General features: G+C 67.1%; 15 protein-coding genes and 1 pseudogene. 4 read left to right on the top strand and 12 right to left on the bottom strand.

Features of this window, described 5'->3' with window-relative positions:
- The 7 genes and pseudogenes from OHA73_RS35230 to OHA73_RS35260 all read right to left on the bottom strand — a co-directional run bounded on the left by OHA73_RS35230 (position 1) and on the right by OHA73_RS35260 (position 8,544).
- Entirely contained in the window at positions 1-2,001 is a 2,001-nt protein-coding gene (locus tag OHA73_RS35230) for a DUF2264 domain-containing protein (protein ID WP_327657107.1), read from the bottom strand.
- A pseudogene (locus OHA73_RS35235) lies at positions 1,998-3,134 on the bottom strand (LacI family DNA-binding transcriptional regulator); the annotation flags it as partial. The pseudogene OHA73_RS35235 and the gene OHA73_RS35230, both read right to left, overlap by 4 nt.
- Before the next feature lie 15 nt (positions 3,135-3,149).
- A complete protein-coding gene (locus OHA73_RS35240; RefSeq protein ID WP_327657108.1) occupies positions 3,150-4,799 on the bottom strand; it encodes a sugar ABC transporter substrate-binding protein in 1,650 nt (549 codons plus the stop codon).
- 46 nt (positions 4,800-4,845) lie between these two features.
- Complete coding sequence (locus tag OHA73_RS35245) at positions 4,846-5,736, bottom strand: carbohydrate ABC transporter permease (RefSeq protein ID WP_327657109.1); 891 nt, start codon at positions 5,734-5,736, stop codon at positions 4,846-4,848.
- Positions 5,733-6,587, bottom strand: a complete 855-nt coding sequence (locus OHA73_RS35250; RefSeq protein WP_327658590.1) for an ABC transporter permease — start codon at positions 6,585-6,587, stop codon at positions 5,733-5,735. Before OHA73_RS35250 ends, OHA73_RS35245 begins: the two co-directional genes overlap by 4 nt.
- Positions 6,588-6,814: 227 nt before the next feature.
- Entirely contained in the window at positions 6,815-7,765 is a 951-nt protein-coding gene (locus tag OHA73_RS35255; protein ID WP_327657110.1) for a hydroxyacid dehydrogenase, read from the bottom strand.
- Positions 7,766-7,917: 152 nt separating this feature from the next.
- Positions 7,918-8,544 carry an SGNH/GDSL hydrolase family protein gene (locus OHA73_RS35260; protein ID WP_327657111.1) on the bottom strand — a complete coding sequence of 209 codons (627 nt, stop codon included), beginning with the start codon at positions 8,542-8,544 and terminating at the stop codon, positions 7,918-7,920.
- Between the two features lie 717 nt (positions 8,545-9,261).
- Here OHA73_RS35260 and OHA73_RS35265 point away from each other — a divergent pair.
- The 3 genes from OHA73_RS35265 to OHA73_RS35275 all read left to right on the top strand — a co-directional run bounded on the left by OHA73_RS35265 (position 9,262) and on the right by OHA73_RS35275 (position 15,249).
- Entirely contained in the window at positions 9,262-11,904 is a 2,643-nt protein-coding gene (locus OHA73_RS35265; RefSeq protein WP_443063161.1) for an exo-rhamnogalacturonan lyase family protein, read from the top strand.
- 95 nt (positions 11,905-11,999) lie between these two features.
- Positions 12,000-13,103: a LacI family DNA-binding transcriptional regulator gene (locus tag OHA73_RS35270; RefSeq protein ID WP_327657113.1), complete on the top strand. Its 1,104-nt coding sequence runs from the start codon at positions 12,000-12,002 to the stop codon at positions 13,101-13,103.
- Between the two features lie 376 nt (positions 13,104-13,479).
- Positions 13,480-15,249, top strand: coding sequence for a rhamnogalacturonan lyase family protein (locus tag OHA73_RS35275; protein ID WP_327657114.1), 1,770 nt, complete (start codon positions 13,480-13,482; stop codon positions 15,247-15,249).
- Between the two features lie 336 nt (positions 15,250-15,585).
- Here the strand turns inward: OHA73_RS35275 and OHA73_RS35280 are convergent, their stop codons facing one another.
- On the bottom strand, positions 15,586-16,647 hold the full coding sequence (locus OHA73_RS35280; protein WP_327657115.1) for a rhamnogalacturonan acetylesterase: 1,062 nt from the start codon (positions 16,645-16,647) through the stop codon (positions 15,586-15,588).
- 427 nt (positions 16,648-17,074) lie between these two features.
- Between OHA73_RS35280 and OHA73_RS35285 the strand changes: the two genes are divergently transcribed.
- Positions 17,075-19,168, top strand: a complete 2,094-nt coding sequence (locus tag OHA73_RS35285) for a hypothetical protein (protein ID WP_327657116.1) — start codon at positions 17,075-17,077, stop codon at positions 19,166-19,168.
- 838 nt (positions 19,169-20,006) lie between these two features.
- Here OHA73_RS35285 and OHA73_RS35290 read toward each other — a convergent pair.
- The 4 genes from OHA73_RS35290 to OHA73_RS35305 form a co-directional block, all read right to left on the bottom strand.
- Positions 20,007-21,272: an ABC transporter substrate-binding protein gene (locus OHA73_RS35290; protein WP_327657117.1), complete on the bottom strand. Its 1,266-nt coding sequence runs from the start codon at positions 21,270-21,272 to the stop codon at positions 20,007-20,009.
- A 60-nt stretch (positions 21,273-21,332) separates the two neighbouring features.
- Positions 21,333-22,154, bottom strand: a complete 822-nt coding sequence (locus OHA73_RS35295) for a carbohydrate ABC transporter permease (RefSeq protein ID WP_327657118.1) — start codon at positions 22,152-22,154, stop codon at positions 21,333-21,335.
- Entirely contained in the window at positions 22,151-22,993 is an 843-nt protein-coding gene (locus OHA73_RS35300; RefSeq protein WP_327657119.1) for a carbohydrate ABC transporter permease, read from the bottom strand. Before OHA73_RS35300 ends, OHA73_RS35295 begins: the two co-directional genes overlap by 4 nt.
- Before the next feature lie 485 nt (positions 22,994-23,478).
- Positions 23,479-24,474, bottom strand: a complete 996-nt coding sequence (locus OHA73_RS35305) for a LacI family DNA-binding transcriptional regulator (protein ID WP_327657120.1) — start codon at positions 24,472-24,474, stop codon at positions 23,479-23,481.
- Between the last annotated feature and the right edge of the window lie 33 nt (positions 24,475-24,507).

Below are 24,507 nucleotides of genomic sequence, written 5' to 3' on the forward strand. Positions count from 1 at the left end.
CTATGAGGGCGGCGCGTCACCGCTGACGGAGCGGGCCAACAGCTCTGCTGAGACACGGCGTTGGGCGCCGTCGGGGAACGTCAGTACCAGTTCCTGACCTGTCCCGAACGTGGCGCGTGCGCCACGGTGAAGCGTCTGTGTGTCGTGCCGGACGGCGGGATCACGGGTGAGTACGACCAGCGTGACCAGTACTTGCACGCCGGCTGCGGTCGTGGTGAGCAGCGGGACCGCCGAATGCCGGCCGAAGGCGTTGAGCCCCTCGTCGCGAACGATGTCGGCCGTGTCCGGCCGTCGCTGTCCTTCGCGCGCCCAGCCCAGCAGCCCGGCGACGACGCTGGTCAGTCCGTCCGGGCGGCGGGCCAGCGCCCATCCGTCGCCGGTTTCGCCGGCCACCATGGGACGGTCGTCGGCCACCGCCCACCCGCTCTCGCGGATCGTGACAGCGTGCTCGGTCTCGACGCGGTGCAGACGCATTTCCCAGGGGCCATGAACCACGCTGACTGTGCTGATGACCACGTCGGGGTGGTCAGAGAGCGTGGAGGCGCTGTGCCACGATGCGGCGCGATCGTCCTGGCAGTGCAGCGGGTGGATCCGGCCGCGGCGCGTTGCGGGCCCCGTCTGCGCCTCAGCCCAGATGTGGTTGTCCGCGACCATGGGCACATCGTCGGGCGGAGTCTGAGGGGCGGTGGCGCTGGAGTAGGCGAACCGTGTGTAGTGCGGGCTTTCGGGGAGTGCAGAGGGCGCGGGCGGCTGTCGGTCGCTGCCGTGGTTGACCAGGCGGACGATTCCGTCGCCGGCAGTGGAATGCAGCAGCCAGCCGGGCGCGGGCAGTGACACCACCTGGTCGTTGCTGTCGACCGGTCCCGGTTCCTCGGTCGCTGTCCACACCGGATGGTCGGCATCCAGCAGCAGCCCCAGGAACGCCTTGCTCGCCCAATACGGGGATGCTGGGCCGGAATAGGCCTGGGTGGCGGGAAGGTAGGGCCGGTACCAGCCCAACGTGAGCAGGCCGTCCTCGCCCGGGACCCCGCGGTCGGCGAAGTGCTTGAGTGCCCCGGACGCCAGACGTCGGGTACGGCCGGGAGACAGAGGATTGGCATCGGCCAGGGCCGCCACCCACAAGGGCGCCGCGGCGGCGTAGCGGTACGTCAGGGATCTGCCCTGGTGGATCGGCGCACCGTCGGAGCCGAAGAAGTGCTGGTGTGCAGAGACGAATGCGCGCAGGCGTTCCTGGTGCACGGCCACGAGCCCGGCATCCGCGCGCGGTCCGGCGATGCGAGCCCACAGAGCCGGATACAGGTGCAGGGCCAGCGCGTTGTAGTAGTCGAACTTCTGGCCGTCGCCGTCCGTGTACCAGCCGTCTCCCCGGTACCAGTCGTCCAGCCGCGCCAGCCCGGCGTCGATCTCGGCTCGACTGTGCGGGGCATCGATCGAGGCGAGGAACTCCTCCACGACAACCTGGAAGAGGCGCCAGTTGGAGTCATTGGTCGTGGCGCCGACGAAGCCGCCCAGCCATACCGCGGTGTTGTGCCGTACCCGTTCGTCGAGGTGTTCCCACAACCACTGCCGGGTCTCGTGCAGCGCGACGGCGATGGACGCTGCCTCGACCATGGACTGCGAGCGGTCGGTGATCGGTGGCCAGTGCTCCGGGTGCGCCGGATCTGTTCCGGCGGCCAGTCCGGCCGCGTACCGCTCGATCAACTGCGAGATCACGTTGCTGCCGACGGCGTCCTGTCCCTTGGCTCCCGCGATGCGGAATGCCGCGAGCATGAAGGACCGTGCGTAACCTTCCAGGCCGTCGGACCACGCCCCGGCATACCCGGTCCGCCCGGGAAGGCTGTACTGGGCCCGTGCCGGCGAGGCGTGAGGGAGAAGCCCCGCGAGGAGACGGTCGGCCGCCGACTCCCAGTGCCCGCGCGTGTAGCCGGTGTACGGGGACAGGCCTCGGTGCAGAGTGGGCGAGGCAGAGGTGACGTTGATGCTGTGTTGCGGCGCGGTCATGCTGGTGTGGCCTCTTCGCTGGTGAGTAGCGCGCTGGGCGGGCGTCGCTGCTGGTCGTCCGCTGCCCGGCCGGGGTGAACGCGGCGCGGGGCCACGCTGTCGCGCAGGACCACGCTGGTGGGAAGCACGAGAGCGGGGGCAGCGGGATCGACCGCGAGCTGTACTGCGGCGCGTCCGAGTTCTTCGGTGGGAGTGTGGACCGTGGTCAGGGCGGGGCTGAGGTCCTGGGCGAGCGGGAGGTCGTTGAATCCGACCACGGAGATGTCGTGGGGAACCCGCAGCCCGTGTTCTCTGACGGCTCGGATGGCACCGGCGGCGCCCAGGTCGTCTCCCGCGACCACCGCAGTGAAGTCCGGCTGTCGAGCCAGACGTTCACTGATCGCCAGATACCCCTGCGTACGGCCTCCGCCACAGTTGATGACCGAGGCCGCATCCGGAGGCAGCCCATGAGCTGCGAGCGCGGCACGGTACCCGGCCACCCGGGCATCGAGCACCGTGTTCCCGGGGGTTCCACCGCAGAAGACGATGCGTTCGTGACCGGCGGAGAGCAGGTGGCCGGTGATGGCACGGGTGCCTCCGGCGTTGTCGTACTCGACCACGGAGACAGGCAATTCCGGCCCGGGGGAGGGACGACCGCACAACACCAGCCGGGATCCGATGGACTGCAGCGCGTCAGCGTAATGGGCGATGCGTCTTCGATACATGTGATCTTCCGTGGCATCTCCGACCAGGATCACGGCTTGCGCGCCCTCTTCTCGCATCAGCCGTATGAAGTCGGCCTCCCGGCGAGGGCTGCCGTCCGTGCTGGAGATCAGGCACAGCCAGCCGTGGCGGGCCGCCTCGGCTTCCACCGCCTCGGCCACCTGCGCACTGAAGGCGTGCGTGACGTGGCGCAGGACCACTCCGACACTTGCCCGGCCCGCGCCGACCAGGGCGCGGGCATGGGTGCTGGACACATACTCCAAGGCGTGAGCCGCTTCGAGTACGCGTGCACGGGTGGTGGGCGGCACAGGGTGGTTGCCACTGAGTACCCGTGAGACCGTGGCCGGAGACACCTGTGCTCGCGCTGCCACGTCACGGATGGTGATCCGGCCGCTGGCCGTCATCTCCACGATCCTTTCTCGCGTCGGTGTGTGTGGTCTGCCGCATCACGCGTTGGCGGCGTGCTCCTTCGCGAGCTCTTGGGCGATCTTGTCGCCGCCGCGCGAACGCCACTTCTTCACTGCAGCGTCCAGGTCGGAAATGGAGGAGCGGCCCGCGATCACGGCCGTGATGGTGTCGTCCATCAGCGCACGCAAGGTAGCTCCCTGTGCGACGTCGGTACGCGAGACGAGACCGAACGCGGCGTTACGGATGGTCACCGGCACGACCTTCTCCTGCCAGGCGTGCAGGGTGCGCACCGCTTCAGGGCGCCCCGGCACGAACAACACCTGTGGGCCTTCGGCCAGGTATCGGAACGGCAGGTTGGTGATGTTCTCCACCTCGCCCAGCTTGGTGCGCTCCGGGGTACCGTCCTTGGCACGGTCGAAGTGCACGCCCTCGACACCGAACTGAAGCAGCTCCCACTCCTTCGTGCCGAAGGGGGACGCCAGGTAGTCGAGGACGCGGAGCAGCATCTGGATGCGCTCCTTCTTGGCCTTCTTGAGGATGGTGTAGCCGAACGAGCGGCGCGCGGCGACCTGGCCGCCGGGCGTGCCGTCCACGGCGTACGGCAGCGCGGGGGTCGGCGTCAGAAGCCCCTTCGAGTCCGGGTACAGCGTGGTGTACGCGCCGAAGCCGTTCTGCATGGAGGCCACGGTGCCGTTCAGGAACAGCGTGTTGAGGTCGGGCGAAGAGAGCGAGGTCGCGTCGGGGTGGTACAGGCCCGCCTTGCGCAGCTGCGCCTGGTACGCGATGGACTTCCGGAACCGCTCGTCGGCGTAGTTGGACTGGAAGTCACCGCTCTTGTCGACGGCCCAACCCTGCGGGGCGTTGTGCGCGGCGGAATGGACCGCGTTGCAGAAGTTCGAGCCGATCGCGGCGCCCAGCGCGTACTTCTTGCCGTGGGTGGCCTTCTTGGCGACGGCGGCGAAGTCGTCGGACGTCCAGCCCGCCTTCATTCCGGCGTCGGTGAAGACGCCCTGGTTGACCCAGAGAGTCGAGCCGGTCAGTGGGCGCTCCAGCGGGACGCCGTAGATCTTGCCGCCGATCAGGCCCATGTCGCGCCAGGCGTGGGTGGGGATGCCGGCCAGGTTGGGGTAGTCGTGAATCGCGTCGCCGGACAGGTAGGGGGTGAGGTCCTGGGCCCGGCTCTGCACGAACTGGGCCTCGCGGGGCAGGGTGTAGCCGGAGAACATGTTGATGATGTCCGGCAGCGCGTCGGGCTCGCCGGCCATGACCGTGGCCATCTTCTTCTGGTAGTCGGCCTGCGGAATGACCGTGTACTCGATCTTCACGCCGAGAGCCTTCTCGACGGCTTTCCAGTACTGGTTCTGGGCGGCCGCCTTCGGCGGGGTGCCGAAGGTGACGGACATGACCTTGATGGTGCTGCCGTCACCGGGTGTGCGCTTGACCGCTGTGGCCAGGTCGGACGGGTAGTGGGTGTAGCCGGACTGGACACCCGCCTCCGTCGGAGCGAGGTCGGGCTTGGCGCCGGTGGGTGCCTTGTAGGCGGGCCAAGTGGCCTGCTTCTTGCCCGCGTTGGTGACGTCACCGCCGCCGGAGGAGTCGGAGCAGGCGGTGAGCAGGGGCGAGGCGGCAGCGGCGGCTCCCGCGACGGCCGCGGTGCGCAGGACGGTTCTCCGCGATATTCCGGGCATGGCTGATCGACCTTTCGGGTGCGGCTCGTACGGAGGAAGGAGAGGTTCAGCTCTTGATGGCGCCGGTGAGCACGCCCTTGGTGAAGTACTTCTGCAGGAACGGGTACACGACGAGGATCGGCACGGTCGCGATCACCAGCACCGCCATCTGAACGGTCTGCGGGGCGTTGACCTTGCCCTCGCCGGTGGTGGTGTCGGTGAGGCCCTCGCCCGCCACCACGTAGGTGCGCAGCACCTGTTGGAGCGGCCAGTGCCCGCTCTCCATGTACAGCGACGCGTAGAACCAGGAGTTCCAGTACGCCACCGCGTAGAACAGTCCGACGACGGCGAGCGCGGCCTTCGACAGCGGCAGCACGATCGACCACAGGATGCGCAGGTCGCTTGCTCCGTCGAGGCGGGCCGCCTCGTACATCTCCTCGGGAATGCCCTGGAAGAAGCCGCGCAGAACGACCAGGTTGAACACGTTGACCAGCACCGGAAGGATCAACGACGTGTAGGAGTCGAGCATCCCGAGTTCCTTGACGACCAGGAACGCGGGGATCATGCCGGGCGGGAAGAGGAAGGTGAACAGGACCAGGAGCAGGATCGGCTTGCTGCCGTAGACGTTCGGCCGTGACAGCGCGTAGGCCAGGATCACCGTGCAGGCGAGGCTGAGCGCCGTGCCGATGACGGTGACGCCGATGCTCACCCACAGGGCGTGCGTGACGATGCCGCCGTCGAGGATGTTGCGGTACGCCTCCAACGTCGGGTGCTGCGGCCACAGGACCCAGCCGCCGTTGTCGACGACCTCGGCCTGCGAGGCGAGCGAGGTGGACAGGATGGTCAGGAACGGTACGCACACGAGGGCGACGACGACGACCAGTGCGATCGCCTTGCCGGCCTGCGTGAGCGGCTTCGGCTTTTCCATCCAGCCGGGGCGTGCCGATGTCGTACTCATCTGTAGACCCCCTGCTCGCCGAGGCGATGTGCCACCTTGTTCGCGGCGTACACGAGTGCGGCTCCGATGAGGCCCTTGAACAGGCCCGCCGCAGCCGCGTATCCGTAGTCGCCGCCGACGATGCCCTGGTAGTAGACGAACGTGTCGATGATCTCGGCGGCCTGAGGGCCGACAGCGTCGCGCTGCAGCAGCATCTGCTCGAAGCCGACGGAGAGGATGTCCCCGAGTCGCATGATCAGCAGGAGCACCACGACGGGACGGATGGCGGGCAGCGTGACGTGCCAGAAGCGGCGCCAGGGCCCCGCGCCGTCGATGGCGGAGGCTTCGTACTGCTGCTCGTCGACCTGGGAGAGGGCGGCGAGGAAGATGATCGTGCCCCAGCCCGCGTCCTTCCAGATCACCTCGGCCACGACGAGCGGCTTGAACGCGTCCGGGTTGCCGATGATGTCGACGGTGTGCAGTCCGGCGTCCCCGAGGAGGCCGTTGACCATCCCGGTGTCGCCGAGTACCTGCTGGAACAGCGCGACCACGATCACCCACGACACGAAGTGCGGGAGGTAGGCGATCGACTGGACGAAGCGGCGCACCGTGCTCGAGGTGAGGCTGTGCAGCAGCAGGGCCAGGGCGAGCGGGACGGGGAAGTAGAAGACGAGCTGGAGCACGGCGATCACCATGGTGTTGGTGACCGCGTGCCAGAACTCCCCGTCCTCCAACATGCGTTGGAAGTTGTCGGTGCCGACCCAGGGGCTGCCCCAGATGCCGTCGAAGGGCGCGTAGTCCTTGAAGGCGATGACGTTGCCGACGAGTGCTCCGTAGTGGAAGACCACGAAGTAGGAGAAGCCTGCGAGCATGAGCAGGGACAGCGCGAGCGTGCGCCTGTTGTGAAGGCCCGATCGCTTGAGTTTTCGTTTGTTCCGAGCGCCGGACGGACGGTGGGAAGGGCGGCGGGGTGCCGTTTTCCCGGGGCGCTCGCGCAGCAGTGCTGCCACGGAGCCTCCTCGGTTGTGAAGGGATGTTGGACGGGGCTGGAGCGTTCTCAGGGAACTGATGACGCGTGGTGTGGAGAGGGCCGGACCGGTCAGGCGCGGAGAAGCAGGGCGCGTGAAGAGACGGAATGCTGAGGATCGGATCCCGCGCTGATGCGGCGCAGTTCAGCGATCACCAGCTGTCCCATGCCGCGCCGCTCGTCGCCGACGGTTCCGGCGACGTGTCCGGTGAGCATCACGTTGGGAAGTGCGTACAGATACGAGGAGGCAGGCAGCGGCTCGCACGTGGTCACGTCGAGCACGGCGTACAGGTCGGGCCGCTCCTGCAGCACGCGAGTGAGACCGTCCTCGTCGACGACTGCCCCGCGAGCGGTGTTGATCAGCGTGGCGTTGCGTGGCAGCAGGCGCAGCAGGTCCTCGCTGATCAGGTTCTCGGTCTGCCCGGGGATCAGCGGAGTGTGGACGCTCAGGACCTGGGACCGGGCGAACAGTTCGTCGATACTGGCCACCCGTTCCACCTGCAGGTGGTCGAAGGTCTCCTCGGGGACGAAGGGGTCCCAGGCGATGACGTTCGCCTCCAGTCGGCGCAGCAGAGCGGCTGCCTTGCGCGCGACGGACCCGAAGGAGATCAGCCCCACGGTCTGTCGATAGATGCCCGGGATGTGTTCCAGGGACGGCAGCCCGGTCTCGGACTTGATGCGATGCGCCCGCCGGTGCACGTCTTTGAGAGCGAGAACGGTCTGGGCGTAGACGTACTCGGCCACCGGTTCGTTGTTGGCCTCGGCTGCCGATATGACGACGATTCCGCGCCCCCACACGGCATCGCTGACGATCTTGCGGACGGAACCCGCGGCATGCACGACCACGCGCAGCGAGGGCAGTTCACGCAGGAAGTCCTCGGTGAGCCGGGGCATCCCCCAGGACGTGATGAGTACGTCCACCTCACCGCGCCGCGGGTGCAGGGCCAGAGCCGGGCTGTCCTCGCAGTCGGCCACGATGTCGACCAGACCGGCCAACTCTTCCCACTGAACCGGGCCGAACACTTCGCTCCTGAGCGCGGAACTCAGGACTACAGCGGCCCGAAGACGCGAGGACAACCGGTGCTCCTTCGAATGATGGGGGGCACCCTCGCCCGATGCCACGGGCCGAGGGAGGCCGGCGAGTTCCGGCGAACGGTGCTGTGCCAAGGACGGCTTCATGACACGCCGGCCAGCTTCAACCAGGCTTCGGCGAGAACGTCGTGACCCGTATCCGTGAGGTGGACGCCGTCACCGGTGAGCGCCGACGGGTCCCCATGGTCCCGGGCGGCCTGATTGAGAATCCCGTCGGCGGCGAGCAGCGGTGCGTCGAACTCCCAGGCCAATCGCCGTACCACGGCGATGCGCTGGTCGAGATCCTCGCGCCAGGCCCACTGTTCGGCCCGTACGGGAATCAGGAACGGCTCGACCAGGACCAGCGCGCTGCCCTGCTCGGCCGATCGGATCAGGATGTCGCGGTACGACCGTTCGTAAGTCCCGGCCGAGGTGGGGTCGTTGCGGTCGAAGCGGCGCCAGGTGTCGTTCACCCCGACCATGATCGACACCAGGTCCGGTTGAAGCGCGAGGCTGTCGTCCTGCCAGCGCCGGACCAGATCCGCGGCGCGATTGCCGCTGACGCCTCGATTGGTGACGCGCAGGTTCGGATGGGTGCCGGCCAAGGTCTGGGCAATGCGGACGACGAAGCCGTGCCCCAGGTCGGAGCTGTCGTCAAGGTCGCGTTTGGCGGCGGTGATGCTGTCGCCCTGGAACAACAGGCAGCCGGTCGTGGGCAGTTGGAGGGCCATCGCCTCTCCTCTCATCGCGCAGGTTCTTGCCCCGGACGGCACGCCTGCGGTTCTGCCGGGAGGCACTGGAAAAACGATTCAAGAGCCGCTGACGCCGCGGCGATACGCATTGTGCACGTGACGTGGAGCTTGGACAATATTCTTCACAGAGAATCATGTTGATTCATGGCGGGTGGGTGTGGAGGCGACTGCCGTCACCGGGTCGCTGGGACGACTGGCCGGTCAGAGAAGGGCGTTGTTGAGGCAGGCCGCGCCAAGTCCCTCTGTGGTGTGGTGACGTGCCGCAACGGCCGAGTCCACGTGAATGCACATAACGCACCTTGCGTCAGATCTGGTCCAACTGATGCGTTTGGTGTAAGCATGTGCGTCGGCAGCGAGTCATCGCCCGGACCTCAAACGCCCCTCGCGTCACGTCACTTCATGCTGCTCGGCGTTGCCATTCCTCGCGCGCCGGTCAACCGGGTGTCTCCGGGGAACTCCTCACGATCACCGCATCCACCGGCGGGGCGGTGGTGTCGGCACGGCCGGCCCTGAACGGGGCGCGTCGTGGCTGCCTTCTCAGCGCTTCCTCGCCTCATCCCATGGCGCCATCGTGCCGCCATCACAAGGGAGTTGAACACTGTGGTTCAGATCAGCCGACGCTCAGTACTCGCCACTGCCGCAGCAGGCGGAGCAGCTGCCCTCCTTGTCCCGTCCGCAACGGCGCGCGCCGATCAGATGCGCACTCAGTCCGCGAGCGCCCCACTCAGAGCGGAAGGCCACGACCCCGTCACGCTGCACTGGCTGGAGAAGGAGGCACCCGCCGAACTAACCGGGGGAGCTACCTGGGGAGTTCCGTGGCCGGCCGGTTCGTTCAAGCCGGACCAGGATTTCTCCCTCACCACGGCGTCCGGCAAGCAGGTCCCGGTACAGAGCTGGCCGACGGGCTGGTGGCCGGACGGTTCGGTCAAGTGGACAGCCCATGCCATCAGTTCCACGGCCGAGCGCAGTGACACCTACACGCTGGCCGCGGGAGAGTCGGCCCAGCAGACCAGTGCGGTCACGGTGCACACCGGCCGCGACCAGTACACCGTGAGCACAGGCGTGATCGATGTGGTGTTCCCGCGCAAGGGCGACCGCCTGATTTCGTCGATCCGGCGTGGTGACACGGTGATCGCCAAGGACGGGCGCCTGGTCGCCTCCCGCCAGGACCGACCCGATACCGACGGGGCGACGGTGATCAAAACGGAGCCCTTCACCGGCTTCGTCAGCTCGGTCAAGGTGGAGCAGGAAGGCCCCGTCCGCGCGGTGGTCAAGGTGGAAGGCAAGCACCAGAAGGGACGTCGCGCCTGGTTGCCCTTCACGGTGCGGTTCTACCTCTATGCCGGCTCCGACGCGATCCGCACCGTGCACACCTTCGTTTTCGACGGCAACGAGAACAAGGACTTCCTCAACGGGCTCGGCATCCGGTTCACCGTACCGATGCGCGGCGAACTGCACGACCGGCACATCCGGTTCGCCGGCCAGGACAAGGGCGTGCTCTCCGAAGCTGTGCGCGGCATCACCGGCCTGCGACGCGACCCCGGAGCGTCGGTCCGCACCGCGCAGCACGAGGGCAAGGCGACGCCGGCGACCAGCACCTGGGACAGCCGGGTCACCTCCCGCCTGCAGTACATTCCCGCATTCGGCGACTACAGCCTCAGCCAGCTCAACGCCCATGGCTTCGAACTGCGCAAGCGCACCAAGCTGGGGCGCTCCTGGATCCGGGTCGACGGCGGCAAGCGCGCCGAGGGCCTGGCCTATGTGGGCTCCCCGAGCGGCGGGTTCGCCTTCGGTATGCGCAACTTCTGGCAACTGCACCCCACCGAGCTGCAGATCGAGGGCGCTGCCAGTGAAGAGGCACAGACGACCGTGTGGATGTGGTCGCCGCGGGCCGGCGCGATGGACCTGCGTTTCTACCACGACGGTATGGGCCAGGACACCTACCCTGAGCAGCTGGAGGGACTGGAGATCACCTACGAGGACTACGAGCCCGGCTTCGGTACCCCTTACGGCGTGGCCCGCACCACCGAAATGACCTTCTGGGCCCTGGGCGCGACGCCGACCGCCGAGCGCTTCTCGCAGCTCGCGGCGGCCAACGCCACACCGCCGCAGCTGGTCGGCAGTCCCGAACATCACCACTCGGCCAAGGTGTTCGGCTCCTGGAGTCCGGTCGACCGGTCCGTGCCGGCCAAAGCGAAGTTCGAGGACAGGCTTCAGGCAATGCACGACTACCACCGCGGCCAGGTGGACCAGCGCTCCTGGTACGGGTTCTGGGACTACGGCGACATCATGCACAGCTACGACGGGGACCGGCACACGTGGTCGTACGACGTCGGCGGCTACGCCTGGGACAACTCCGAGCTCTCCACGGACCTGTGGCTCTGGTACCACTACCTGCGCACCGGCGACGCCGAGGCCTTCCGCTTCGTCGAAGCCATGTGCCGCCACACCAGCGAGGTGGACATGTACCACATCGGCAAGTACCAGGGTCTGGGCACGCGGCACGGTGTCATGCACTGGGGAGACAGCGCCAAGCAGGTCCGCATCAGCAACGCCGGGTACAAGCGGTTCTACTACTTCCTCACCGGCGACGAACGCGTCGGCGACATCCTGCACGAACTCGTGGACGCCGACCGCAGCTTCCTCGTCCTCGACCCCGGTCGCAAACTCCGGGAGGGCGATCCGTTCGAGCCCGACCCCAAGGCGATGCCGGTCGGCACCACGACCGACTGGGGATCGCTGGCCATGGCCTGGCTCGCCGAGTGGGAGCGCAATGGCAACCCCATCGCCAAGAAGAAGCTCCTCAACGGCGCCCAGAGCATCGCCGCCCTGCCCAACGGCTGGGTGCAGAGCGGCGACATCACCTACAACCTCGCCGACGGGAAGTTCACCGGACCCAGCGAGCCGAGCGTGTACGTGGGCTCGCTCAGCTCGGTCTTCGGACTCGTCGAGGTCATGACCGAAGTCGTCGCCCTCACCGACGACGAGACGGTGAAGAAGCAATGGGTGACCTTCTGCCGCCTCTACAACGCGACCAAGGCCGAGCAGAAGGAGGTCACAGGATCGGACTGGGGCAATCTCAACCTCCGTCAGGCCTACGCGCGGGCCACCGCCTACGCCGCCAGCCAGCTCGACGACACCACCCTTGCCAAGCGCGCCTGGCAGGAACTGCGAACGGGCCACGCCGGCTACCCGGATGACCACGACTTCTCCGCCCACCGCATCGAGGGACCCGACGCACTCAACCCGGTCGACGAGGCGAGCCTTTCCGCCAACGCCAGCGCCCAGTTCGGCCTCGCCACGATCCAGTGCCTGGCCCTTGTCGGCGACGAAATCTGACATCGGAGACAAGCTGTCGCCGGAGCGCCCAGCTCGGAGCATGATCGAGCAGCTTCCTCTACGATCGTTAAGAACTGTTCACCAGAGGGGGCCCAATGACTGACATGCTCGTCGCCCAGCGGCGTGAGCAACTGCTCAACGAGCTGCAGGCGTCCGGCGGCCTCAAGGTCATCGATCTCGCAGCGCGCCTGGGTGTCTCCCGGGCGACCGTCCGGCGTGACCTTCTCGACCTGGAAAACGAAGGAAAGCTGAGCCGTGTACGGGGTGGCGCCATGCTGGCCACCAGGCACGACAGCGCAGCGCCCGCGCAGGCCGTGGTGCCCGCACCCCGCTCGGCGCCGCCGCAGGACGGGCCGACCGTGGGCCTGATCGTGCCGTCGGCGACCTACTACTATCCGCGGGTCGTCGCCGGGGTGCAGGCCGTTGCGGCCGAGCGGGGGGCACGGGTGGTCATCACGCTCTCCGACTACAGCGGGGACGGTGACGCGCAACGCATCGAGGAGCTTGCCGGCTCCGGGGCCTCCGGACTGCTCGTCGCTTCGCCGGGCGGCCACGAACTGCCCGAGAAGAACCTGCACCAGCTCGAGGACCTGGGTCTGCCCTTCGTCCTGTTGGAGCGGCAGCCTCATGACCCCTTCACCACCTGCGAGTTCGTCGCCTCCGACCACCGTCAGGGCGCATACGCGGCCGTGCGTCACCTGGCGCGACTCGGCCACCAGAAGGTGGCCTTGTTCACCAACGGGAGTCCCACCGCGGCGCTTCTTCACGACGGGCACAAGGCGGCGCTGCGACGCCTGGAACTTGACGGCGATGTCCCCGTCGTGGACAGCGGCCGCCCGACCCTGGGCTCCGATGAGGCCACCCAGTGCTACGACCGCTTCATCAGTGCTTGTCAGGAGAGCCAGGTCCGGGCGGCGCTCGTCCACTCCGACCACGACGCCATTGAACTGATGCGCAGAATGCGACTCCAGGGCCTTCAGGCCCCCAAGGACCTCGCACTCATCGCGTACGACGACGAGATCGCCTCGCTCGCCGATGTACCGCTCACTGCTGTGGCCCCGCCGAAGCGCACCATCGGGGAGTACGCGGCACGCCTGCTCCTGGACCGGCTGGCCGCCCCGGACCCGGACACCATCCCTGTCCGCCAGATGCTCCTGCAGCCCCGTCTGACGATCAGAGCCTCCTGCGGTACGGCCTGACCCGCCTTTGTCTGGGGCCCGCTCGTCATGACGAGCGGGCCCCAGACATGTTCATGGCGAAGAAAACTGCCGCAACTTGGCTGTAGGCATTGACGGTTGAGTCAGGTGTGGCCACTATGCGCGGAAGCGAAGCAATTCGACGCATCAGAATGCGGCTGCATACATGACGCTTCATCAGCGTCCACTTCGCGACGAAGGTGGCAGCCCTCCGGAAGCAAGCCCGGAACCAAGCAACGAAGCCAGGGAGGCTTTCGTGCGCCATAATCATCAACGGAGAACAACCCGCTGGCTGGCGTTAGCCGTAGCCGCGGCTGTTTCCGTAGCCGCAGCTCTCATCGCCGGCCTGAGCCCCATCGAGGCGGCGCAGGCAGAGCCCGTGGAGGGCCAGAAGACGTCCGCTGCCGCTCCAGCACGCGCCATGGAGAACCTCGACCGCGCAGTGGTCGCGGTCAGAAGCAGCAGCACCGACGTCCTGGTCTCCTGGCGGCTGCTCGGCCTGGATCCGGATGGCATCGGCTTCAACCTCTACCGCTCCACCGGTGGTGCCTCATCCACCAAGCTCAACAGCGAAGTGCTGACCGGCAGGACGAACTTCGTCGACACCACCGCCGATCTGACCAAGTCCAACAGCTACCGGGTCCGGCCCGTCGTCGACGGCAAGGAACAGTCCTCCAGTAAAACCTTCACCCTCAGCGCCGACCACGCCCAGGAACCTGCGGTGCGCATTCCGCTGCAAGCCGGGGGCCCCATCAAGTTCACCTGGGTCGGAGACCTGGACGGCGACGGCACGTACGACTACGTCGTGGACCGGCAGACCTCACCGCAGAGCATCGAGGCCTACCGCAGCGACGGCACCCTCCTGTGGAAGATGGACCTGGGAGCCAACAGCACCAATCAGACCAACATCGAGCCGGGCTCGTCGACCATCGACGTCGGCAACTGGGACGGCGTCACCGTCCACGACCTCGACGGCGACGGCCGAGCCGAGGTCGCGATCCGTATCGCCAACGGTGTCACCTTCGGCGACGGCAAGAAGTTCACCTACAGCGACGACACACACCAGTTCATCGCCATCCTCGACGGCCGGACCGGTGCCGCCCGCGCCACCGCCCCAGTCCCCGACGACTACATCGCGGACGGCCCCATGGGCGCACGCTTCGGCGTCGGCTACCTGAACGGCTCCACACCGAGTCTCGTCGCTTTCATGAAGAACCGCGTCGGCAGCGGTGACTTCAACCTGATGTACACGGCGTGGCAGTTCGACGGCAGCACCGTCAAGCAGCAGTGGAAGTGGCTGCGCGGCGACCAGGATGCCCCCGACGGGCACAACACCCGCATCGTGGACGTGGACGGCGACGGCAAGGACGAGATCGCCGAGATCGGCTTCGTCCTGAACGGCGACGGTACGCTGCGCTACTCGCTCGCCTCCAAGGGCGTCGTCCACGGCGACCGCTTCTACATCGGCAAGATGGACCCGGACCGCCCAGGCCTGCAGGGGTACGGCATCCAGCAGAACAACGCCAGCGGCCTGCGCGAGTACTACTACGACGCCACCGACGGCAAGATGATCTGGCAACACAGCGCTGACGGTGTCACCGACGTCGGCCGCGGCCTGGTCGGCGACATCGACCCTCGGTACAAGGGCATGGAGGCCTGGTCGTTCTCAGGCATCTACAACGCCCCCACCAACAAGCTGACCGAGTCGGACACGTCACTGAGCCCGTGGCCGTCGCTCGGCATCTGGTGGGACGGCGACCTGGGCATGGAACTCCTCAACAACCAGCGGATCGAGAAGTGGGACCCGGACAACCCCGCGTCGAGCAGTTCGCTTCCCCGCCTGGAGAGCCTCTACAAGTACGGTGCCGTCGGAGTGGGAAGTCCGGGCAACCCGACCCTCGTTGGCGACCTCATGGGTGACTGGCGCGAAGAAGCGGTGTACCCCAACGCTGACAACGACGGGCTCGTCGTCTTCACCACCGACCAGCCGACCGACACCGGCCTCTACACGCTCGCCCACAACCCGGCCTACCGGAACGCCATGACGGTCAAGGGATACCTGCAGTCCCACGAACTCGACTACTACCTGGGCAACGGCATGAGCACCCCGCCGCGGCCCAATATCACCTATACGTCCAGCGGCTCCTGACGCCGCATCGAACCCCTGCCTGCTGTGCGCCGCCGTCTCGCTCAACCGGACCGGCCCACGGCGGGCAGGGGCCACTTGTACGCAGGCTGCCCGGCGCGCGGAGTCGGGCGACGGCCCCTCCCTCGGGGAGTGCGCGAGAACAGGCACACCCCGAGGGGGAGGGCCAGCCGGTTTCCGGCGCCTGGCCGAGGTGGCTGACCGTCCGAGGCCGGCGGTGGTTCGGTCAGAACCCTGTGGCGACGACGGGCGTTGGCGCTGCCCAGCGTGCGGAGGGCTGCGTCCGCATGAGGTGGTGAGGGCGAAGACCACGGTCCTGCCAGTGCGAACGACCGCTGATCACCGGATGACCCGAGCGGGGATGAGACGCTGCGCCTTGAGATCCTCAAGCACGAGATCGGCGAACGTGGTGGCCCCGTACACCGACGTGTGGGTGTTGTCGCCGTTGATATTGGTCAGGTAGAGGTCACCGGAGCCGGCCGGACCCAGGCTCTCCACAAGCTTCTGCGTCATGGCCGTCAGGTCGACGAGCGGGACGTCCAGTTCCTTGGCCAGGGAACGCATCTCCACGGGCAGGTTGGCGGCCATGACGTGCAGGGCGACGTCGTTGAGGGTGCCGTCGCTGTTGAAGCGGCGACGCACGATGGGTGTGACGAAGACAGGCTCGCCGCCCTTGGCCCTGACCCGCTCCGCCATGCTCGTGAGGTTCCTGCGGTAGTCGGCCGCCGTGGTGGTCTTGTCGTTGTGGGCGAGCTGGATGAGTACCAGATCTCCCTTTCGGATCCGGGCCTCGAGGGTGTCGAACAGGGCCGGGTTGTCCAGGAAGCTCTGCGATGACTCGCCGGAATCCGCGTAGTTGGCAACCGAGATGCCGTGCCCCAGGAACTGGGTTATCTCCTGCCCCCACCCGGTGTATGGCTCGGCGGCCTGGTCGCACACGGTGGAGTCGCCTGCGAGCAGGAGCTTGGGCACGTGATGAGCCGGAGCGACGTTCAGGGAGGCGAGTTGGGGCGCGGAGCCCTCGAAGCGCAGATCCAGCCCAGGGCTTCCCGACGGGCCGGTCGGCTCGCCTTCGGGTTCGCGGACGTTCACGGTGAAGCTGCGTCGCGTCAGATGGCCGGCCGCGGTCGACGTCTCCGGCAGCATCGCGCGGCGTGTCTCCGCCGAGACGCTGGTGCTGCCGGCGTTCCGTCCGCCGAGCAGGGCGCTGACGTTGTAGTCGCCGGGCGGGACGTCGAAGTGGCAGACGATCGGCCCACTGCCGGTGCACTCCTTGGGCAGGTGAGCTCCGGCGGCGCTGTGTGCTTGTGCCGGACCGCTCAGCAGTGTCGAGATGCCGACGACCGCGCCAATCAGCGCGGTACAACTGGCGGTTTTGCGCCTGGAGATGGAGAGAGGCATGACGGTAACCCTTCGCTGTGGTGGTGTCTCAGGTGCTTTCGACCATGGAGGTCTCGAGGAGAAGAGAAGACGGCCCCTGCACGGGGCAGCACGGAGCTATGCGATAGCCGGGGGAGCGGCTTCGGGCTCAGGAGGACGCGGGCAACGGTGCCGGGCCGCATGCAATCCGGCGAATGGCACTTTGATTCAGAACTGAGCACCCGTCAATGTCTACGTACAGATTGATTCAGCTGGGATCGCACCTGAACGTTGAGATCCGCTGCTCTGAGTGGTCAACAGGTCTGTTGGAAAGGCAAGTTGATGTCCAGCGGCTTCCCTGTGAGTACGGTCAGACCCGTTGACACGGTCCATGACGGTTCATAGCGTTCACATCAGTTCAAAGACCTGTAACGTTTCAAGATCGGCTCGTGGGCCGAAGGGGGAGACCGTGGGATCCCATCCCGAACACTCCACACACAGCTTCGTGTTCGGCGCCGGGGCGGTGGACCTCTCCGCGGAGACCGGTGCTCCCACGCGGTTCACCGATCCCGACGCCCCAGAGCGCAACTATCTGCTGGACCCGCGTACGACGCCCTGGCACTCGATCGAGCACCAGTGGGGGTCGGGGCACCTGGTGAGCGACCAGGGAAGTGCCCGGTGGTGCCTTCCCGATCAGCTCCAGTTCGACGGGGCAGGATCGCGATCAGTCCACCGACTGCTCCCGTCTCTACAGCTCCACGTGGAGCGCTCAGCGGCTGCCGAGACGTTCACCGAGCAGTACACCCTGCGCAACACCGGGCCGGAGCCCGTCACGATCAACGCGTGGGGGATCCAGACCCCTTTCGGTGACCTGTACGACGGTGCCGAGCATGCGCTCCAACAGGCAGTCCACGCACATGTCTTCACCGGCGGAACCTGGGCCTGGGCGCTGGCCCAGCCGATGGACGCCCGCGGTCGCCATCTCGGCCTGGTCCTGCGGGAGGGCGCGCTGCACGCCTACGCTGTGGAGTCCAGGAACAAGAACTCCTTGTCCAACGCACGAGGGCACCTGGTCCTCCTGGCCACCGACCGCGCCCGCAACCCCCAGGCGTTCGGTGGTCAGCCCCGCCTCGTCCTCGCGCCGAACCAGGAGACGACGGTGCGCTGGGAGATCGGCTGGTACGACTCGCCCGCTGATTTCCTCCACACGGTCCGTCCACCGGCGCGCCTGTCCCACTACGCGATGCAGATCGGTGATCCCCTCACGGTCGAAGCGGCGGAGGTGTCCAGCCCGTCCAACGAGCTGCACGTGGCGGAGGACAGCCCGGGCCGATATCGCATCACCGCCGCGCACCCCGGCATGTACGACCTGCACTTCGGCACCGCTCGGACCCAGGTGCTCTTTCACCCGCCCCTGCGGCACGTGGTGGAGCGTCGAGCCGACTACATGCTGCGGCATCAGCGCGCTGACACGCGGCCGGGACTCCTCGCTCATGCCTTCGTGCCGCTCGACACGCGCACTCTCCTCACACAGGCCACCAACGGCTGGTCCGACTGGAGCGACGGATCCGAGCGGATCGCCATGCCGCTCCTGCTGCAGCTGGCCACCGCGCGCGGCTGGCTCGATCGCACACGGACCGAGCCTGCGCTGAGGAAATGGGCGCTGTTCGCACGCGCCCACCTGCTGGACGAGACGGCCGCACCACGGCGCGGCTCCCAGGACAGGCACACCGGGGTGCGACTGTACGACTCACCCTGGCTCGCCCAGTTCTTCCACGACCACTACCGCCTTCTCGGCGACGCCGATGACCTCGACGTCGCCGCCCGCATCATGGAACGCAACTTCGAGCTCGGCGGACGCGAGTTTCTGGCCCTGACCCTCTCCACGACCACCCGAGCCATTGCCGACTCCCTGGACACCGCAGGCATGCCGCGCCGCGCCCAGGCGCTGCGTGCCCAAGTGGTCGACAGCGCAAGGCACTTCGTCAAGGCCGGCATCCACCTGCCGCACCATGAAGTCGCCTACGAACAGTCCATGGTCGCCCCGCTCCTGGACCTGTTCACCGACGCCTACGCCCTGACCCAGGACCCGCAGTTCTACGACGCTCTGGCAGACCGACTGCCCTGGCTGCTCGCCTTCAGCGGACCGCAACCGCACGCCCGCCTCCACGGGATCGCGATCCGGCACTGGGACGGCTACTGGTTCGGCGCCAACCGTCTGTGGGGCGATGTCTTCCCCCACCACTGGAGCACGCTCACCGCCAACACCCTGCTGCGCCTGCCCGAAGGGCTGCGGACCGAGCACACCGCCCGTCTCGCTGAGGCAATCCTGCATGCCAACATGGCCAATTACTACGAAGACGGCTCTGCGACCTGCGCCTTCGTGATGCCGTCCACTGTCGACGGACGCCCGGCGCACACCGCAGATCCGTTGGCCAACGATCAGGACTGGCATCTGGTGTTGTGGTTGCGTCTTCTCGACGAACTACCTGAGGGCGTCTGCTCCGACGCTGCGGAGTGTGCCGCCGGTACCCCTGAGGGGACGACGGCCGCCTCCTTGTGAACGTTCCCGGCTCCGGGCCGAGGGGAAGGCCAGGGCGATTCGTTCGGAGATCGGCGCCTGAGCCGGGGCGGGCCGGGGGCGGCGGTTCTGTCGCTCACCACTTCCAGCTGCCGCGCCGGCTGATCCAGAGGCCGCGCTGCGCGGGACACGGCACATGCCGATCGCGACCTCGACGGCCTCCACGGTGAGCTGAGACCCCATGAGCCTTCCCGGCGTCGGTGCCGTGAGTGCGGAGCGACTGCGTGAGCAGCCCCTCCCAGTCCTCGAATGTCTCGGCGGCGGCGAGCGCTGACGGGACCCAGTACCCTGCGTTCGCCGCGCGGATCGGCGAGTGCGGTCGTGGGTTCGTCCGGTACCGGGTTGGCGATCTCCACGGCGGACGGCCCGATCGCGCGGCCGATGCCGCCGCCCTCCATGACCCTGGGGCCGTAGGTCGTACTCATGTCCGGCCCCTTCCAGAGAGTTGGGGTCAGGCCGACCGCGGGAGCTGGTACGGGGCACTGCTCTCCTTCGCGGGCCCCATACGCGAAACCGCAGCCCTGGCCGGCATGCAACTCGGGATCCAGGCGCTGGGCACCAATGCGCGCAGGAGCGCGAAGACAGGAGCCGGTGGGTGGGGCGAAAGGCGTTAGCCATAGGCCCCGCAGCGGCATGTCGCGGCGTGCTGGGCCGAGACTCTGCCGGACGTTGTCGACGACGGTCGAAAAGTGAACCGGGATCGACGCGCGGAACCTATGGAGCCCTGCGCCCTTTATGCCGTACTCGAACAAGAAGGTGCTGGCTGCGGCTACCGCTGGGGTGCCCGGCTGATGCGCACTGGGAGACATGCGCTCCGGCCTCACTGCGATGTGGTTGCCTTGTCCATGCTCTTCAGCGCGTCATCGATGGTGGCGTCGCCGGCGAACAGCTTCTGGATGGCGGTGAAGTGGGCCTGCTGGATTTTGGGGTTCGGCCAGCGCTGGTCCATGAAGGGAACGGTCTTGCCGTTCTTCTGCATCGCTATGAGTGAGGCGAGCGCAGGATCGGCCTTGAAGGAGTCGTTGGGCAGCGCGGGAAGCGTGCCGCCCTTCTCCGCATAGATCTCCTGGCCCTGTGGCGAGCCGAGGAACTCGGCGAACTTCTTGGCGTCGGCCATGTGCTTGCTCTGTGCGTTGACGCCGTAGGCTGCCGACACCGCGCCGGGGATGCGGGTGTCGGCAGCGGCGTTCGAGGCGGGCAGCGCGAACAGTCCCAGCTCGGCGTCCGCCCCGGCTTCCTTCTGGACCTGCGGGATGCTGGTGGTGACCTGGACGACGCCGACGGCCTTGCCCTGGGCGACGTCGGTGATGGAGGTCTCGTAACTGGTGCCCAACGCGTTCTTGGTGAAGCAGCCCTCCTTGTTGAGCTTCAGGTACTGCTTCAAGGTGTCACGCCATGCCGAATCGCTGAACGTGGCCTTGCCCGCGCTGAGCTGTTCGTCGAAGTCCGGTGTCTTGGTGTAGACGGTGGTCGCGGCCAGGGAGTAGTCGACGAGCTGGGTGATCCATGGGGTCTGATTGCCGAGGGCGAACAGGACCTTGCCCTTCCTCTTGGCCTTGCCGCAGAGGCCGATGAGGTCATCCCAGGTTCTGGGTTCGCTGCCGCCGATCTCCTGCAGTGTCTCCTTGTCGTAGATGGCTCCGATGCCGTTGAACGTCACGGGGACGATGTAGGTCTTGCCGTCGACCTGGGTGACGCTCTTGTCGCCGTCGGCGATCTTGGCGGCAAATGGTGCCTTGCTCAGATCTGCGAGGTATCCAGCTTTTTGGAGGATCTGCAGGGCGGCCGGGTTGCCGTTGCCGGGCCACACGGTGAAGACGTCGGGCGCGGTGCCTGAGGACAGCTGGGTGCGCAAGGTGGACTGAAGCTGGTCCGTGTCGGCGTAGGTGATCTCCACCTTGGTGTCCGGGTTCTTCTTGCGGAAGGCCGCGACAACGGCGTCCATGGGAATCCGGTCGGTGGAACTGGCAGCCACGCGCAGCCCGCCACTGCCCCCGCTACCGGCTACGTCGGAGCTGCAGCCCGTGCCGAAGACGGCCATGCACAGCGCGGCAGATGTGGTCGCGAGCAGACGGTTTGTTCTCATGACGGCTCCTGAAAGTACGTGTGGGTGGAGAGTGGTCTGATGGTGTAGGTGGGAGAACGTTCAGCCCTTCAAGCCCCCCGCGAAGCCCTGGATGATGCGCTTCTGCATGGCGAAGTAGGCGATGAGTACGGGAATCACGCCGATGATCAGGCCGGCGAAGACCATCGGCCACTGCGAGACGTACTGGCCGATGAACCCGAACAAGGCCACGGGGATGGTCTGGCGGCCCGATCCGCTGAGGTAGAGCAGCGGGGTGAGGAAGTCGTTCCACACGAAGATGACATTGAGGATGACCACGGTGCCGGTGATGGGGCGCATCAGCGGGAAGACCACGCTGAAGAAGGCACGAACCGGGCCGGCGCCGTCCATGCGGGCCGCTTCCTCGTAGCCGGGGTCCAGCGAGCGCAGGAAGCCGGTGTACATGAAGACGGAGAACGGCAGTTGGAGACCCGTGTAGAAGACGATCAGGGCCAGCGGATTGCCGAGGATGCCGAGGTCGCGCATGGTCTGGTAGAGCGGAATGAGGGCGAGCTGGAAAGGCAGCAGCAGACCTAGCATGAACACCGCGAACACTGACTTCGACCAGCGCCGAGTGGAGCGGGCGAGCGGATACGCCGCCATGGCCGCGAGCGCGACGATCAGGACGACACTCCCCGCGGTGACCATCAGGCTGTTGCCGATTGCCGGGCCCAGGCCCGCTCGCTGCCAGGCGTCTCCGAAGTTGGCAAAGGTGGGGCTGTTGGGCAGGGCGATGGGTGAGGAGTCGTCCCCTTCGGCGCGCAGGGCCATGGAGACGAGGACGTAGACCGGGAAGGCGAAGACCAACGCGACGGCGATCATGACCGCTTCGAGGCCGGCAGTGCGCCATGTATAGCGGTTCATGCGCTGTTCCTCTCCTGACGGCTGAGGTAGCGGTACTGCACCGAGCTGATGACGATCACGAAGACGGTGAGGATCACGGCGATAGCGGTGCTGTACGCGTATTGGTTGAACTGGAATGCCTGCTTGTAGATGACGGTGGACAGCGTGTCCGTAGCCCCGCCGGGTCCGCCCTGCGTCATCACCCAGACCTGGTCGAACAGCTTCAGGCCGCCGATGACCGACAGCATCAGATTGATGGTGATCGCCGGTGCGAGCATCGGGCGGACGACGTACCAGAAGCGGCGCACAGGACCGGCGCCGTCGATGGCGGCGGCCTCGTAGATCTCGCCGGGAATGCTCTGCAGGCCGGCCAGGAAGATCACCATCGAGTATCCGGAGAACTGCCAGATCACGACAGCGACCACCGACCACAGGGCGAGGTCGGGGTCGCCGAGCCAGTCCTGCTTCCAACCGTCCAGACCCACGGCACCCAGCAGGGAGTTGAGGGCGCCGTCGGGGGCGTAGAGGTACTTCCACAGGTAGGCGGTGACCACCGGCGTGATCACCGCGGGAGCGAAGAAGAACACTCGCAGGACGTTGCGCGATTTGATGCGGGAGTTCACGCCGAGCGCCAGCAGGAGACCGATCGTGTTCTGCACGATGGTGATCGCCACCGCGGCCAGCAGCGTGGTGACGACGGCGTCCCTGGCCGCGGTGTCGTCCAGCAGCTTGCGGAACTGGTCCAGGCCGACGAAGTGCTTGACCGGGCTGATGCCGTCCCAGTCGGTGAAGGCGAACCAGCCACCCTGCACGCTCGGCACGAGCACGGTGAAAGCGAAGAAGGCCAATGCAGGCAGCACGAACCACCAGGGCGCTCCTGACCGTGCGCGCGGGCCGCGGCCGCGTGGCGGCGGCTGCGGTGGCCGGTCGTGTTTCTGAGGGGAAGGTGTGGTCGCCACTGTGGCCATCTCGGCTCTCCATCAACTGGTCTCGCGGTCTGAACCGCCCGCAGCGCCGGAAGTTAACTCGTCTGAAACGCTTCAACGCTCGGCGAAAAAATAGGTTCGCCACCAGGGTGTGTCAAGGGGTGGAGAGCCTCTGGCCATGTCGGGCAGGGGGGAGCTGGCCCTTGGTGTGTGTACGGGTGGGCCCAGGGAGTTGGGGCCTGACCTGCTCGGTCGGCTCTTTCTTCGATGTGCCGGGTTCAATGAATTGAACCGTTTTATTGCAGCATTGAAACGCTGTTCCGCTTCATCGCGGCTCGAAGTACCGCTCAGGAGAGGCATCCTGGCCTGGGCCACGCGTTCGGTCCAGGGAGTCGCGCCCACGAGGGGCGCGGTCCGCGTCAGCTGGAATTGCGCTCGATCAGGCTCGGCGGGAAGACCAGGCGGCGGTGTTCGTGATCGGGCCGGTCCTCGTCGAGCAGCAAACGCGCCGCGGAGCTGCCCAGTTCGTAACCTCCGACGTGCACCGAGGTGAGAGGGATCCCAGAGGTGGCGGCCGAGTGGATGTCGTCGTAGCCCACGACGGCGAGCTCGTCCGGGACCCCGAGTTTGGCGCGGAAGGCGGTCTGCATGACACCGAGCGCGAGGAGGTCGTTGGCGCAGAAGACGGCGGAGACCTGCTTTCCCGCCGCGAGCAACTGCTCGCCCGCCCGGCGTCCGTTGTCGACGGTGAACGCGGCTGTCTCCACGACCTGCAGGGTGTCGGCGGGGCGGTCCGCGCGGGCCAGGGCCTGCCGGGATCCGGCGAGCCGGTCCTGTGACTGGCGCATGTGCAGTGGCCCGGTGACGAAGGCGATGCGTTCATGCCCACGGGCCAGGAGATGGGTGACGGCCGAGTCGGCTCCCGCGACGTCGTCGACGGCGACCGAGCACACATCGGGGTAGTTGTCCGAGCTGTCCAGAAGAACCACCCGGAGCCCACGGGCCCGCAGTTGGTCGACCCATTCCCGGCTGAGATCGGCAGGGGTGACCAGGACGCCCACCGCGTTGTTCTGGGCCAGGAGATTGAGGTAGCGCTCCTCCTTGTCGGGCAGGACGTCCGTGTTGCACAGGGTGACCGTGAGCCCCGCGGCGTGCAGGAAGTCCTCGGCGCCGCGGGCGATGTCGGTCAGGAACGGGTTGCGAACGTCGAACAGGACCAGTCCTACAGTGGTGCCCCGGGTGCCGGACAGCTGCCGGGCAGCCGCGTTCGGCACGTAGCCGAGGAGGGTGATCGCCTCCTCGACCCGTGTACGCGTAGGTGGGCTGACCTTCTCGGGTCGGTTGAGGACGTTGGAGACCGTGGCGATCGAGACGCCCGCCCGCAGCGCTACGTCCTTGATGCCGATGGTCGTCATGTCCTCTGCCCTTTCGTGTCGCCACCTGTCTGG

Source organism: Streptomyces sp. NBC_00483, from assembly GCF_036013745.1.
Taxonomy (GTDB): Bacteria; Actinomycetota; Actinomycetes; order Streptomycetales; family Streptomycetaceae; genus Streptomyces.

Bases quoted from the DNA above. Each gene is read 5' to 3' on its own strand.
- OHA73_RS35230 (WP_327657107.1), bottom strand. From the start codon at position 2,001: ATGACCGCGCCGCAACACAGCATCAACGTCACCTCTGCCTCGCCCACT.
- OHA73_RS35240 (WP_327657108.1), bottom strand. From the start codon at position 4,799: ATGCCCGGAATATCGCGGAGAACCGTCCTGCGCACCGCGGCCGTCGCG.
- OHA73_RS35245 (WP_327657109.1), bottom strand. From the start codon at position 5,736: ATGAGTACGACATCGGCACGCCCCGGCTGGATGGAAAAGCCGAAGCCG.
- OHA73_RS35250 (WP_327658590.1), bottom strand. From the start codon at position 6,587: ATGCTCGCAGGCTTCTCCTACTTCGTGGTCTTCCACTACGGAGCACTC.
- OHA73_RS35260 (WP_327657111.1), bottom strand. From the start codon at position 8,544: ATGGCCCTCCAACTGCCCACGACCGGCTGCCTGTTGTTCCAGGGCGAC.
- OHA73_RS35265 (WP_443063161.1), top strand. From the start codon at position 9,262: ATGCGCACTCAGTCCGCGAGCGCCCCACTCAGAGCGGAAGGCCACGAC.
- OHA73_RS35270 (WP_327657113.1), top strand. From the start codon at position 12,000: ATGACTGACATGCTCGTCGCCCAGCGGCGTGAGCAACTGCTCAACGAG.
- OHA73_RS35280 (WP_327657115.1), bottom strand. From the start codon at position 16,647: ATGCCTCTCTCCATCTCCAGGCGCAAAACCGCCAGTTGTACCGCGCTG.
- OHA73_RS35290 (WP_327657117.1), bottom strand. From the start codon at position 21,272: ATGAGAACAAACCGTCTGCTCGCGACCACATCTGCCGCGCTGTGCATG.
- OHA73_RS35295 (WP_327657118.1), bottom strand. From the start codon at position 22,154: ATGAACCGCTATACATGGCGCACTGCCGGCCTCGAAGCGGTCATGATC.
- OHA73_RS35305 (WP_327657120.1), bottom strand. From the start codon at position 24,474: ATGACGACCATCGGCATCAAGGACGTAGCGCTGCGGGCGGGCGTCTCG.